The following is a 13,854-nucleotide window of genomic DNA, read 5'->3' on the forward strand; positions in this document are numbered from 1 at the left end:
GAAGGTAAAAAAAATATGAACATACTTATAATCAACGGACCAAATATTAATATGCTGGGTATAAGGGAAAAAGACATATACGGCGGTAAAACCTATAAAGATATGTGCGACTTGCTGTATAAAAGTGCAAAGGAAATGGGTATTTGCCTGGTTATTGTCCAAAATAATATCGAAGGAGAAATAATCAACTATATTCAGGGCGCATACGGCAAGTATGATGGTATCATAATAAATCCCGGAGCCTACACCCATTATAGTATTGCCATATATGATGCCTTAAAAGCCATTGACATTCCGGCAGTAGAAGTGCATATAAGTAATATTCAGGCAAGGGAAGAATTCAGAAAAAAATCGGTTACTGCCGGAGCGTGCATCGGGCAGATTTGCGGTTTTGGTATTTATGGATATATAATGGCAATGCTTGCATTGAAAAATATCTTAGAATAATAATCAAAAAATATATCGGATATATTGGATTTAAATTTGAGGGTCGATTACATTTATAGGATTTATAGGTCTTTTTAAGAAATTTTCACCTACCTGTACAAATTTTTCCGGATTGTCGCTGACAAAGTATTGGTAAAACGCCGGGGAATTGTCCTGCCGCTTTAGGTTTTTGTCAATTAAAATACGTTGTACTTCTCTTGCTGTTTCCCAAGCCGAATCCACCAGCCGGACAGTTTCCCCCATAACCTTCCCCAGAGTAAGCTTTAAAAGGGGGTAATGTGTACATGCCAGCACTAATGTATCAATTCCCTGCTTCTTTAAAGATTCTAAATAGGTTTTAGCAGTATAAAAGGCAGCCTCATTTTCCAACCATCCTTCCTCTACTAAAGGCACAAAGAGAGGACAGGCTTTTGAATGTATTTTTATTTGCTTATTTAGTGCATGTATAGCCCTTTCATATGCACAACTCTTTATGGTGCGTTCGGTGCCGATTACTCCGACCACTTGGTTTTCAGTGGCAGCCACTGCCGCCCTTGCTCCCGGCTCTATCACTCCTATGACCGGTACCGGTGATGATGCACAAAGTTTATCGAGACATGTAGCGCTGACAGTGTTACACGCTATTACAATCAGTTTTACATCCTTGCCCAGTAAGAATCTAAGTCCCTCAAAGGCAAATTGTGTAACAACTTCCGAGGATTTAGGCCCATAAGGCACTCGAGCGGTATCCCCAAAATATACAATATTTTCTTTAGGTAGCAGCTTCATAATTTCTCCGGCCACAGTCAGGCCTCCGATACCTGAATCAAAAACTCCTATGGGTTTATTTCTAACATCCATGATTTATCTCCGTCCCAATTATTGTAGTTTATTTATGCAAATCCAAATTCGAGCGCAAAAGTGCGGCTGTCAAAAGAAATTTTATCAGATAATATTATACTTCACTTTCTATAACAATAAAAGTATAAACTTAAACAGAGTCTATAGAACACTTAAAAAACAGGTTTAAAAATCGTTTTCGAGTGATTTATAAACCTGCTTTTTACTCGGGAGAAAGTTTTATCAGTTCTCGTTGAGTTGCTGCAAATAAGCTCATGGCCCCCGGAACTATTGCAGTTATTTTTTTACCTTCAAGATGCGTTTTAGCATCTAATGTTTTGATATCATAAGCCATAAGGCCACTCTCTGTGCCTATAAAAAATGTATTGGGGCATACAATGGGCAAAGTAGTCGGAGCATCCGGCAAATCTATGACCCATATAACCTCTGCTCTCTGAAAACTCAGTGCGGTAACTTCACCTCTGTAATTTGCCAGCAGCATAAAATCCTGATGAAAGGCCGGCATCATAAACTCCTCATCGGCAATCTTCTTCCTCCAAATGATTTCCCCCACCAATGGATTTAAAGCAGAAACCCATGAATCGCATGAAATGGTAAAAACCTTGCCGTCCCATATGGCCGGAGGTATTTGTATGATATCCGATATCTTGGTTTTCCAGCAAAGAATACCTTTTTCATCCAAACAGTAAATACATCTGTCATATGAGGCAAAATAAACAAAGTCATAACCTATGGCTGGAGAAGTAATATAGGCTCCGTAGGTTTTATAATTCCATTTCATATCGCCACTTTGATTAAAACAATAGAGGGTTCCGGAAGAAGGAGCATAAATTTGTGTTTTGTTGGCTGCTGCCGGCAAAATGAAGTTATCCTGTTTTAAGGTTTTTTGAGTTTTCCCTGAGTAAAAGTCTAAAATTGCCAAACTGCCGGAATAGATGAAGCTGTTGTAGGCCTAGTTCCAGTTGATTTAGACACTGACGAGGAACTTAAGGTTGTAAGTGTAAGTGCTATTAATGCTAAAGAAGTTCAAATTAAGTTTAGTAAAGCTGTGAAAAAAGACACAGTCATCACTACAGGTGCACCTGATACGTTAAAGAATATAACTTTCACAAATATCGGAAGTGCTCCAGCTATTACTTCTACTTCAGCAGAAGCTAAGCTAAGCGCCAGGCAGGCACGATTACATGGCCTTCAAAAATTGTAGATGAACTTTCGGGAAACAATTCCGAGCTTTTCCAAAGTCTTTCGCCGGATTTTAAATCTATGGCAAGGACTTCTTTTCGAGTTGTTACGATTAATCTGTCCGCCGAGCAATTTAATCCGATTATATCAGGGATGGGCCTAATCCAGCTGATTTTAAGTTGTTTGGGGATTGGAACAGGCGAATAGCCCGAATGCCTATAATCCCGTTGTATTGTGCGCCATTTATTGATGCCGCATCGCATAAGTTCTTTTAGTATTTCAAATTCATCATCATCCACGATACCGTTTTGTTTTATATGAAAAGCCCTTTGGAATTCTCTGACTGCTTGCATGGTCTCATAGCCGAACACTCCATCAATACGAGCATTAAAGACTCCCAGTCTCTTTAATACCTGCTGCAAATGACGCACATCACTGCCTTTCAATAGCGGCTTTTGTTTTTTAAGCGGTCGACTGCCAAAAGGTATTACAGGTAGTCTCAAGGAATCACCACCTGCCTATTAGAAGATATATTTAGTATATTCGACGAAGGGTTAATTGGTTACGGGGACTATAAAAACCAGGGCAAATATCGCCCTGGTTCTTGTGCGCTTTCTTCAGGAGTTGCTATTTCTTGGGGTTCCCATTCTCTTCGGCCAGTGCTTTTTCCGCTTTTTCAATAGCAAGTCTTACCAAATTACCACAATTTCTGGAAGAAACTCCACCCCATCCTTCTTTCGCCACCGTGTCAGCCACACCAAGTTCCTTTGCAAGTTCATACTTGAGGTCCTCAGACATGACACTACGACGACGAGCAGCCATGAGCATGCCTCCTTTTTTATAACGCACTATTATTATTTTGCCTTTAAAGGCTATTGTTTATGTTGAATTATTTTACCAATTGTTTTTATACAACTTGCTTTATTCTCTCATAATATTTCACCGATTCTATATCGGCTAATACCTTTATCGACTTGGCGTCGGGGTCTTCCGTGCCCTGCAAATGGCAGCCTTCGGAATTCAATGCTTTAGCATATTCTATAACTTCCCTGGTTATGCGTTCACCGGGGCATAGGATTGGAATTCCGGGAGGATATGCCATAAGCATCTCGGTGCTGATTTCGCCTTCGGCTTCTTCTAAGGGAACGACTCGTTTTTCACTATAGAAGGCAAATCGGGGAGAAACTACCATTTCCTGGTTTTCCGGAAGTTCGGCACTTATTTTTATGACATTTTTACGGCTGTATTTTAATGCGATATCCCTTATTGCTGCAATCAAAGCACTGATACTCTCTTCACTGTCGCCTATTGCTCCCACAGCCAGCACATTATACAAATCTGAAAGTTCCATCTGAATATGATATTTGTATTTTAACAACTTTTCGGTTTCAAAACCGGATAAGCCTAATTCTCTTAAGTTTATAGCAAGCTTTGTCGGGTCATATGCGAAACAACCTTCAGTGCCTTCTACATCATGTCCCATTACATAAATACCATTTATATCATTTAACAACCGTCTTGCCCTTTCACACCGCTCTATTGTCACATCAAGCATCTGTCTGCCGTTTATGGCCATTTGCCTGCGGGCAACATCAAGGGAAGCCATGAGTGGATACGATGGGCTTGTGGTTTGAGTCAAGTTCATGGCTGCTTTAACTCTTCTGTCATCGATCAAATCACTTTTTATCAATAAAATGGAGCTTTGAGTCATAGAACCTGCAAGCTTATGCATACTTGCAGCACTCATATCTGCTCCGGCTTGCATAGCCGACATAGGTAAATCGGGGTGAAATCCTAAATGAGCTCCATGTGCTTCGTCGACTATCACCGGCTTGCCATATGAATGAGCAATTTCTACAATTTTTTTAAGATCCGATGCCACACCATAGTATGTTGGATTTATCACAAAAACCGCCTTGGCATTTGGATGTTCCACCAGAGCACGTCTGACACTATCCGCAGTTATACCCATGGCTATTCCCATATAGTCATTGATAACGGGTTTTATATAAACCGGATGTACACCACTTAAGATTAAGCCTCCTACCACTGAACGATGGGCATTTCTGGGAACAATTATTTCATCGCCGGGTCCGGCTACTGATAATATCATAGCCTGAATACCCGAAGTAGTACCATTTACAAGAAAATGAGCATGATCCGCACCAAAGGCACGAGCCGCTAAATCTTCTGCTTCATGGATAACTCCCAAGGGATTACATATAGTATCAAGATCTAAAATTCCGGAAGTAACATCGATTGACATTATGTTTTCTCCCACAAAATCACAAAACTCAGGTATTCCTCTGCCGCCTCTGTGTCCGGGTACATGGAATGAAATGGTCTTGTCTTCCACATACTTCTTCAGGGCGGCAAAAAGCGGTGTTTTTTGCTGCTCGTTGAATTTCATTTAGAGTCACTCCCCTTTCAATTTCTATTAGAAGCCAACTGATATACATGCTAATTTGCCAAGGCTTCAATTTTAATATTCTTTTAAGCAAATACAATTAAAGCACAGTTTCTATCTAATTTCAATACTATATTAAAATTTTTTTTGTAAAATATGTAGCAAGTAAGAGGAAACTGTATGAACCTCAGTGATTTATTGAAATTATTATTGATAGAAATACATTGGAGTGTATAGCAGGGCATTGCGCAATATTACGGGTTTTTTTAACTGCAAATAAAAAGGCAATATATAAAGCCCAAACTCGTGCTTATGCTTGCCGAGCTTGGGCTTTATTATGGCAGGGATGTTTATTTAGTTTATTTAAAGGTGAGCTTAATAGTTTTATTGATTTTTCCTTTCGTCTCTTCCCACCAGTCCAACACTTTGAATCGGATTTCTATGGGAACGTCTTCGGGTGCTTTGGCTGTTTCTATTGCGGCCATTTCTTTCGGTGTCAGCACTTGGCTCATTCGCATCCTTGTTTCATCCGGATCTTGCTTTTGGCTTACATCTACAAAGCATAGAGGAGGGAATAGTATGCACCACCAATTGGCTCCTTTGCCGTTCCCTATAATTACTCGCAGTGCTTCATATTCTCCGGCCGGAAGAGTGATATATCCATAGTTTTTGACCGGAAATAAAAATTTACCAAACATAGCAGTCACACTGTAGTTTTTGCCGCTTTTTTTGATTTCTTCGCTTGCTATTTCTTCAATGTATTTCAAGTTATTCTTTATAAATTCCCGAGATACGTTGATATCATCAATGCCTTCAAATTTTTTGTCAAAGGTTTCTACTATCGCATCTCTTACCCGGAGTTTTAAGTCTTGGTCCTCGGGAGAGTCGCTGTTGGCGATGACATGAAGTCTAATAAGCTTCGATGAAAGCTGCTGTGCCGTAACATCACATGTATCACTGTCTATACCTATGCCGCCGGCCATGCCGCTTGTACCTGCCAATGCCGCAAGCAATGACATTAAAAGTATACAAATAGTGACTATTGCAGTTTTCTTAAACAACTTTGATTTGTATTGCATATGACCTCTCCCCTGTCTTAAGGCTTTGTTATTATTGTTCCCAAAACTGCTTTTTATAATCACGCATTTATATTTTTTTATTGCAAACTATAATATTTTTAACCATTGTATGTATCATTATATGGATTTCTACATCAGGATATATCTTCTCAGTTCTTTCATATCTTCTCCATAATCTTGCTGCTATAATTATGTAAATAACTTCCAGTCATCACGATAATAGTGTAAACTTAATTCCTGAGCAGAAACCTTCTTTTGCTGGATTTATGGTCAAAACGCAATATAACTTACTATTATAAAAAGAAAATAAAATTTTATCAGTAATCTATTTGACAAAAATCACCACTAATACTATAATAAAATATGAACATATCGTTATATAATTATATGTAGTTATGTAACGAAATTGATAAGGAGGTAGTTTCTATGGATCTAGCCCGCACATATCTTGGTGAAAAGGTTGTAAGTCAAGGTGTTAAGTATTTGTTGTCACGGGATATGGATGATATCGGGAAGTTGATAAGCTGGGCGGAAAAATTACCCATGCCGGCACATCAACGCGAAGATCTTAAGGCTGTTAGTAAGTTTTTAGAAGACAAAAACTCTAACTGGTACAAACTTGGGCAAAGAATTCTTTTGGAAACAGATCCTAAAGTAAAAGAAAAACTGGGTTTGAACTTCTTTGTAAATGCTAATTTTTTAGGAGTTCCAAAACAGCAGAAAATGGCAAAAGAGTTGGGCTACTCGGTGCCTTGGGCTATTTTAATCGACCCTACGGAAAGGTGCAACTTAAATTGCATAGGCTGCTGGGCGGGAGATTATTCTCGGCATGAAGAACTGGATTTTGATACTTTAGACAGAGTCTTCACTGAATGTGAAGAACTTGGCATATACTTTATAATTATGTCCGGCGGAGAACCCACCATGCGGAAAAAGGATATTATAAAATTAGCTGAAAAGCATCCATCACAAGCATTCCTGCTGTTTACCAACGGCACTTTGGTTGATGATGAGTTTGTCGCCGAAATGAAGCGTGTGGGAAATATAACATTGGCCTTTAGTATTGAAGGCTTTGAAGAAACAACTGATGCCCGCCGAGGTAAAGGCACATTTAAGAAAGTAATGGAAGCCATGGACCGTATGCGTAAGGCAGGCCTTATTTACGGTGTTTCGGTAACATACAATAGAAACAATACAGAAGAGCTGGCAAGCGAAGAATTTGTAGATATGCTGGTGGATAAGGGTGTGGTTTATGCCTGGTATTTCACTTATATACCTGTGGGAAAAGATGTAGATGTTGACCTAATGGCCACTCCCGAACAGAGAGCATATATGTATGAAAAAGTGCTTGAGTACAGACGTACAAAGCCGATTTTCATCATGGACTTTTGGAATGACGGCGAGGCTTCCAATGGCTGTATAGCCGGAGGCAAGCGTTATCTGCACATTAATGCCCGAGGCGATGTTGAACCCTGTGCATTTGTGCATTATGCAAGCTGCAATATAAAAGATGTATCATTAAAAGAGGCCTTAGGTTCGCCGCTTATGAGAGCATATCAGAAACGGCAGCCATTTAATATGAATCACCACAGGCCTTGCCCTCTTATCGACAATCCGGAAATGATGGTAGAAATTGTAAAAGAAAGCGGTGCATATCCGACTCAGCTAAATCCTGACGAAACACCTGAGGAGTTTGCTGAAAAGCTTACCCCTTATGCACAGAAATGGGGTCAAATAGCTGATGAAAAATGGAGTAAGAGTTCAGTTGCAAATGTTAAATAATATTTAAATAAGTTGCCGAAAAGGAGGTCCTTTGGTTGGTATTAAGCCTTTCTGAGTATAAAGTTGAGTTTCTGCGAGGGCTAGCAGATAATACGCGATTAAAAATCGTTGAAGCCTTAAAAGAACAGGAAAAAACCGTATCCGAATTAGTTGAAACTGTTGGAAGTTCGCAGGCTAATATATCAACACATCTAAAACTACTTAAAACAACCGGCATAGTTAAAAGCCTCAGCAAGGGCAAGTATATGTATTATAGTTTAAGGGACGAAGCAATTTGTGAGTTTTTAAATTCTCTGGAAGAAATGCTTATTCTAATGAGAAAAAAAGCCTTTGAAGGCGCTTAAAACGTGGTTATCTCTGAAAGAAAGATAAGGGGCTGTTGTGCAATATGCAGCAGCCCCTTATCTTTTTATAAATGCTCTTTCAGTGCATATCTGTTTTAACAGTCTTTTAATTATTATTGCTTTTGCACATGGAGTTACTTGGTTTTTGCACTCAAATCTTTATTTAATTAATCTTTATTTAATTGTTGATACCTCTCTGTTTTTGCTTTATACTTGTTACATAATAACATTAACTGGAGGTGTTTTAGCCGGTTATATTCATTAATCGGTTACATTTTTATGGAAATATTGGTTACTCTTGATGTATTAAAACAACATAAAGGCGAAGAAATCATTGAATTCCCGCCTGGAACACTTATAACCAAAGAAGCCCGGATATATGCGGCAAAGCAGGGAATGAAATTGTACGTAGGCAAACAGCAGGTGCCTGAACCCGGTTATTCCAACGGCATCTCAAGTGTTCGCGCCGTTATATCTGTTATAGGGGAAGACCGAGTTGGGATTATCGCCGGCATATCCGATGTGCTTGCAAAATCCAATGTCGATTAAATTGCTCGGCGGACAGATTAATCGTAACAACTCGAAAAGAAGTCCTTGCCATAGATTTAAAATCCGGCGAAAGACTTTGGAAAAGCTCGGAATTGTTTCCCGAAAGTTCATCTACAATTTTTGAAGGCCATGTAATCGTGCCTGCCTGAACATTCTTGATATTACTCAAACCGCAATCGAAGGGCTTTTTACCATGATTATGGTTGTAGATATCAGCAAGTCAAATATAGATTTTGATGCATTAAAATCCAGGCTCTCTCAAAAGGGACAGGAGCTGGCAGTTCGTGTTGATGCTCAGCGGGAAGAAGTATTTCATTTTATGCACAGAATATAAGGAGTGACAGTAATGAACTTTACCCGAGATGAAATCATTGAAACAATACGCATGGTGCAAGCAGAGCAATTGGACATTAGAACTGTTACACTGGGAATAAGCCTTAGGGATTGTGCAGGTCCTTCGATTTCTTGTGTGGCCGATAAGATTTATGATAAGTTAATGGAAAAAGGCAGCGAATTGGTGCCTGTAGCCCTTGAACTTGAAAAGGAATTCGGCATACCCATAGTGAATAAGCGAATTTCTGTAACTCCAATTGCTCTGGTGGCTGAAAGCTGCAAGGAAAGCGATTATACTCCAATAGCCTTTGCCATGGATAGAGCCGCAAAAGAACTAGGTATTGATTTTATAGGCGGGTTTTCTGCACTGGTGCAAAAGGGTTTTACCCGGGGAGATATGAACCTGCTCAATTGTATTCCCGAAGCCCTTTCAGGCACGGAGCGCGTTTGTTCTTCCGTCAATGTGGCTACCAGCAAAGCGGGAATAAATATGGATGCGGTCCGGGCTATGGGCAGTATAATCAAAGAAGTGGCGCAATTAACCGAAAAACAAGACGGAATCGGTGCCGCTAAACTGGTGGTTTTTGCCAATGCTCCTGATGACAATCCTTTTATGGCAGGGGCCTTTCATGGGCCTGGCGAACCGGAAACCGCAATAAATGTGGGTATCAGCGGACCCGGAGTGGTAAATACGGTTGTATCTAATCTTTCTACAGAAGCTGATTTAGGCGAGGTGTCAGAGGTTATTAAACGAATGGCTTTTAAAATTACCCGTGTAGGAGAGCTTATCGGTCGTGAGGCATCCCGAAGATTGGGAGTGCCCTTCGGCATCATAGACCTGTCCCTTGCTCCGACTCCTGCGGTAGGCGACAGCATAGCAAATATTTTAGAAGCAATCGGCCTTGAACGCTGTGGTGCCCCGGGAACAACTGCAGCTTTAGCGCTTCTAAATGATGCGGTTAAAAAAGGTGGTGCCATGGCTACTTCTTATGTAGGAGGCCTTTCCGGCGCATTTATCCCCGTCAGTGAAGATGCAGGCATGATACGCGCTGCAGCCGATGGCGCACTTACCATAGAAAAGCTTGAGGCAATGACCTGTGTGTGTTCAGTAGGCCTTGACATGATAGCCATTCCCGGTGATACATCTGCCGAAACCATCACCGCTATCATTGCCGATGAAATGGCCATAGGAGTTATGAATAAAAAGACAACTGCCGTGAGAATAATACCGGCTCCCGGCAAAAAGGCCGGGGATTTTGTAGAATTCGGCGGCCTTTTAGGACGAGCTCCGGTAATGCCAGTTAGTTCCTTTGATTCGTCAGTCTTTGCCCAAAGAGGCGGCCAGATTCCTCCACCTATACAGAGTTTGACAAATTAATAAATCAACAGTCAGACATCAAGGCTGTAAGATAATTGCAATAAATCAATTTTTTAGCTAAAATAGGCCTAAATGATTAAGTTATCCACAGAGTTATGCACAGGTGTTAATAACTTAAATCCTTGTCCCTTTGATTTCTTCTAATGGCAGGCTACTTTTCCCCAATGGGGATAACTTATCCACATGAATGTTAATAAAAAAATGCAATAGGAAAATGGTCTTAAAACTTTTGTTTCAGGAATATTTGTTTTGCATTAAATGTCAAAATGCCGCAGGTTTTTAAATTTATCTGCGGCATTTTTATTTTTTAAATCATTTTTAATTATAAAGTATGATATTTTCACGATAATCCTGCTGCAAATCTTTCTCTAGGAATTCCAGGAATCTTACCAACATGGCTGATGCTTCTGCTCGCGTCATAACCTTGTTGGGATTAAACCTGTTGTAGCTGTCACCCTCGATGATGCCTATTTCCCTGGCTACATATACACTGTCGCGAGCCCAAGAGGGAATTTTATCATCATCGGAAAAAGATGTATAGTAACCCGGATTGGGAGCTCTGCTGCCAAAACCTAAAGCTCTGATAAGTATTGTAATGGCTTCTGCCTTTGTCAGCGAAGCTTTTGGTTTAAAGTAATCGCTGGATACCCCTGTTATGATACCCTTTTCTAAGCCTTGCTTTATATATTGATAATCCTCATCTTCAACTTCTACATCTTTAAAAGGCGATTCTTCAGGCGGCTCCTTTCGCCGACTTGTTCTTCTTTTGCTTTCCTTTTCTGCCTCTTCCATGGAGGGCCTTATGTCACAAGCTCTAATAACTCCCTTGGTAAACTCCACTCGGGTCATAGGAATTTCAGGGGTGAAGAAGTTTTGGCTTTCATCGAAGACATCAAGGGAGTATAGCTTTGTTATATATTCCTCCGCCCAGTGACCCCCGACATCCCGGAATTTAGGCACAACTAACCGTTCTACTTTCGGAACCATCTTTGCCGAAAGGTTTATTCGGTCACTTGTGCGGCGCTTTTTATCAGGGATATTATCTTGCATACGCGGAAGGTCATATTCATATCGTGAAACCATCTCACGATTGGTTGTCCGTATATACCCGCCATTAAAACTGGAAAGGCTGGCTTCATTTTCCGAATACACCAGTTTTTTTGTCAGGCTGTCTGAAACCTGTGCCTTTACACTGCCCTCCCAAGACACCGTTTCCGAATCACCATCTTCGTCGGTTACCTTTCGATTTGAGGTGATATAGTAATTAATAATCTGGGTTTCTGTGCTGCCCCAAAAATTTTCGTACCCAACATCACCGCCGGAGATAGTAACCACAATCTGGCCTTCGTCACGGTTTACAGTGTAGTATTTCCTGCCTTCAAAATTACCCGAATAAAAATCAGATGCCGGCCGCTTATCTATAACATCTGATTTAGAAAACTGGAAGTCCTCTAATTCATACTTATCTTTGCCTATTTCTATTTTCTCCGAGTAGTTAGTCAAAGTAGTCTGGCCGATGACCTGCCCTTTATCGTTTCGCTCAGTAAACTCCGTAACAAAAGTAACTTTTCTTGTCAGTTTGGTTTTTATTGTTTCGTCTTTGTTAGTGAGATTATATGTATATTTGACCGTCTCAGTATCTCCATTCTTGCCTTCCGATACCTTCACATCTAGTTCCCCTGAAAACTTCATAGGCTCTCCGGTGATAAAAACGATCTCCTCATACTGGTATTCATTATTGACCCCTCCGTCAAAGCCGGACGGTGCCCCATAGGCCTGCAGGGGGCTCATCAGTAGTAATGTTAGCATAAAACATATCATCAGTTTTTTAATCATATCTGCTCCCTACTTTACCAATAAGAATTTGCCTTCAAAATCATCTCTTACTGCGTATATATTATCACCCGGTTTTAATTCATCCCAGGATATGGTGCGGTCGTCTTTTATCAGCAGAGCTTTTTCAACGCGCATACTAACCGGCAAAGACTTCGCCATCCACTTTTCATTTCGGCTGCTCCAATCCTTGGCATCTCGAAGCGTCACCTTTATCCCTACAAGCGCATCTTCTTCCACATTTTCCACAGTACCTATCGTTACCCGCTGTCTGAGCAGAGAATCCATGTCTTTTTTCAGGGCTATTGCCACAATCCTGTCTCCATCGGTATACGCATATGCATACCATGACTTTAGGCCTTGGCGTCTGGAAGAACTGCTGTCTTCATCTACTGCATAATCCATAGCAAAAAATTCCTCAGGGGTTATTTGTTTCACTTCTTCCATATCGAAAATATAGGTATCGTTGTCATAGTAAAGCTCTTTTTCATCATCGAAAGACTCCCAATCATTGCGATTTAAGATAAAGAAATCCTCGATAGTAACTTGATTTTCCACTACCTTGTCAAGCTTGCCTGCATACAGATAATACTGCCCTATATTGGAATTGTTTATGTCTTGGTTATAGATATATACCACACTGGCTAAAGCTTTACTGCCTCGACCGTCGGCTACAACAAATGCATCACATCCTGGAACCATTGAATAACCGTCAACCAATCGCTGATTTTTAATGAATATGGTACCTTCGTCAAACTCGATATTTCGTTTATTCTTTAGTTCAAAAGCTGAAGCGTACCAGTTTATCTCCTCAATCTTATCGCTGAACGTTGTTTCATATTGGCTTTTTATCACCATTTTTTCTGCCATATCTGCGCTAAAAAAGTCCTTTACCGCTAAATAAGCCGTTTTACCCTGAAAATATTTCATATTATTATAAGATAGCGGCAGTCCGCCGCAGTATACCGGAAAATCCTTAGAATAGTCTATGCGGAGGATGTTTTTCATCTCCTGCCAATTCCCATTTTGGAAAATCTGAGCATCTTTTAGCACAAGCGTATTATCCAAGAGGTTGGCAACATCAAGCCGACCTTTATACAGGCCTTTAATTTTGACGGAATCGCCCTGAATATTCATTCGGCTGATAATAGTAGAGTCTTTTTCATCAAAATATAACCTCACCATATCCCCTTCATACAAAGTGCTTAAAGGAACATTTAACCCATTTTTTATTGCAATGGTAGCAGGACTTGTAAAATAGGTTTCTTCTTTGCCGGTGGTAAGCCGCAAGATGAGCTGATTCCGGTCTATTTTTTTAACAATGCCCGATCTGACTTTGCCATTTGGCGGAATATATCCCGGATTTTCAGTAGACCAGCTTTCCATATATGTCAAACTGTTTCTATTATATTCGGCGTATATTTCCATTCCTATTTTAAAATCCTTGAGCTCTGCAGGTGTATCATCAATTAGAAGAACTGTATCAGTCGTAACTTGCCACCGCTTAATATTCCCCTCATAATCTTCTATCTCAATCCTTAATTCACTGGCGTTTAAATCTTCGATATAACCCTCAACGGATTGATAGGCCGATGCCTCTTTTGTATAACCGACCGGAAGAAATATCATTACAGTGAGTATCATTAAAATTAATATCTGTGCTTTAAGTCCTTTCATGCC

At 40.2% G+C, this 13,854-nt stretch carries 14 protein-coding genes; 6 read left to right on the forward strand and 8 right to left on the reverse strand.

Annotated elements, in window-relative coordinates; all coding sequences use genetic code 11:
• Positions 1-15: 15 nt before the first annotated feature.
• A complete protein-coding gene (gene aroQ, locus TEPIRE1_RS12385) occupies positions 16-447 on the forward strand; it encodes a type II 3-dehydroquinate dehydratase (RefSeq protein WP_013779497.1) in 432 nt (143 codons plus the stop codon).
• Between the two features lie 30 nt (positions 448-477).
• On the opposite strand, the gene murI is transcribed toward aroQ, so the two are convergent.
• The 6 genes from murI to spoIIR all read right to left on the reverse strand — a co-directional run bounded on the left by murI (position 478) and on the right by spoIIR (position 5,955).
• Positions 478-1,287 (reverse strand): glutamate racemase, encoded by an 810-nt coding sequence (murI, locus tag TEPIRE1_RS12390; protein WP_013779498.1) that lies wholly within the window; start codon positions 1,285-1,287, stop codon positions 478-480.
• 202 nt (positions 1,288-1,489) lie between these two features.
• A complete protein-coding gene (locus tag TEPIRE1_RS12395; RefSeq protein WP_158505940.1) occupies positions 1,490-2,209 on the reverse strand; it encodes an outer membrane protein assembly factor BamB family protein in 720 nt (239 codons plus the stop codon).
• Positions 2,210-2,441: 232 nt separating this feature from the next.
• Positions 2,442-2,972: a peptidoglycan-binding domain-containing protein gene (locus TEPIRE1_RS13705; protein WP_015295936.1), complete on the reverse strand. Its 531-nt coding sequence runs from the start codon at positions 2,970-2,972 to the stop codon at positions 2,442-2,444.
• A 124-nt stretch (positions 2,973-3,096) separates the two neighbouring features.
• Positions 3,097-3,291 (reverse strand): small, acid-soluble spore protein, alpha/beta type, encoded by a 195-nt coding sequence (locus TEPIRE1_RS12405; protein WP_013779500.1) that lies wholly within the window; start codon positions 3,289-3,291, stop codon positions 3,097-3,099.
• Between the two features lie 85 nt (positions 3,292-3,376).
• The gene (locus TEPIRE1_RS12410) at positions 3,377-4,879 is read right to left on the reverse strand and encodes an aminotransferase class I/II-fold pyridoxal phosphate-dependent enzyme (RefSeq protein WP_013779501.1); all 1,503 of its coding nucleotides are present in this window, start codon (positions 4,877-4,879) and stop codon (positions 3,377-3,379) included.
• Between the two features lie 356 nt (positions 4,880-5,235).
• Positions 5,236-5,955 carry a stage II sporulation protein R gene (spoIIR, locus tag TEPIRE1_RS12415; RefSeq protein WP_013779502.1) on the reverse strand — a complete coding sequence of 240 codons (720 nt, stop codon included), beginning with the start codon at positions 5,953-5,955 and terminating at the stop codon, positions 5,236-5,238.
• Between the two features lie 426 nt (positions 5,956-6,381).
• On the opposite strand from spoIIR, the gene TEPIRE1_RS12420 reads away from it, so the two are divergent.
• The 5 genes from TEPIRE1_RS12420 to TEPIRE1_RS12445 all read left to right on the forward strand — a co-directional run bounded on the left by TEPIRE1_RS12420 (position 6,382) and on the right by TEPIRE1_RS12445 (position 10,341).
• Positions 6,382-7,737, forward strand: a complete 1,356-nt coding sequence (locus TEPIRE1_RS12420) for a radical SAM protein (protein ID WP_013779503.1) — start codon at positions 6,382-6,384, stop codon at positions 7,735-7,737.
• Between the two features lie 35 nt (positions 7,738-7,772).
• The gene (locus TEPIRE1_RS12425; RefSeq protein ID WP_013779504.1) at positions 7,773-8,081 is read left to right on the forward strand and encodes an ArsR/SmtB family transcription factor; all 309 of its coding nucleotides are present in this window, start codon (positions 7,773-7,775) and stop codon (positions 8,079-8,081) included.
• A gap of 279 nt (positions 8,082-8,360) precedes the next feature.
• A complete protein-coding gene (locus TEPIRE1_RS12435; RefSeq protein ID WP_015295939.1) occupies positions 8,361-8,630 on the forward strand; it encodes an ACT domain-containing protein in 270 nt (89 codons plus the stop codon).
• A gap of 151 nt (positions 8,631-8,781) precedes the next feature.
• The gene (locus tag TEPIRE1_RS13710) at positions 8,782-8,964 is read left to right on the forward strand and encodes an ACT domain-containing protein (protein ID WP_269450251.1); all 183 of its coding nucleotides are present in this window, start codon (positions 8,782-8,784) and stop codon (positions 8,962-8,964) included.
• Between the two features lie 12 nt (positions 8,965-8,976).
• The gene (locus tag TEPIRE1_RS12445) at positions 8,977-10,341 is read left to right on the forward strand and encodes a PFL family protein (protein WP_013779506.1); all 1,365 of its coding nucleotides are present in this window, start codon (positions 8,977-8,979) and stop codon (positions 10,339-10,341) included.
• Positions 10,342-10,659: 318 nt separating this feature from the next.
• Here TEPIRE1_RS12445 and TEPIRE1_RS12450 read toward each other — a convergent pair whose 3' ends face one another.
• Positions 10,660-12,177 carry an S-layer homology domain-containing protein gene (locus TEPIRE1_RS12450; RefSeq protein ID WP_013779507.1) on the reverse strand — a complete coding sequence of 506 codons (1,518 nt, stop codon included), beginning with the start codon at positions 12,175-12,177 and terminating at the stop codon, positions 10,660-10,662.
• 9 nt (positions 12,178-12,186) lie between these two features.
• The gene (locus TEPIRE1_RS12455) at positions 12,187-13,851 is read right to left on the reverse strand and encodes a hypothetical protein (RefSeq protein WP_013779508.1); all 1,665 of its coding nucleotides are present in this window, start codon (positions 13,849-13,851) and stop codon (positions 12,187-12,189) included.
• Positions 13,852-13,854: the final 3 nt, after the last annotated feature.

The organism is Tepidanaerobacter acetatoxydans Re1, assembly GCF_000328765.2.
Taxonomy (GTDB): Bacteria; Bacillota; Thermosediminibacteria; order Thermosediminibacterales; family Tepidanaerobacteraceae; genus Tepidanaerobacter; species Tepidanaerobacter acetatoxydans.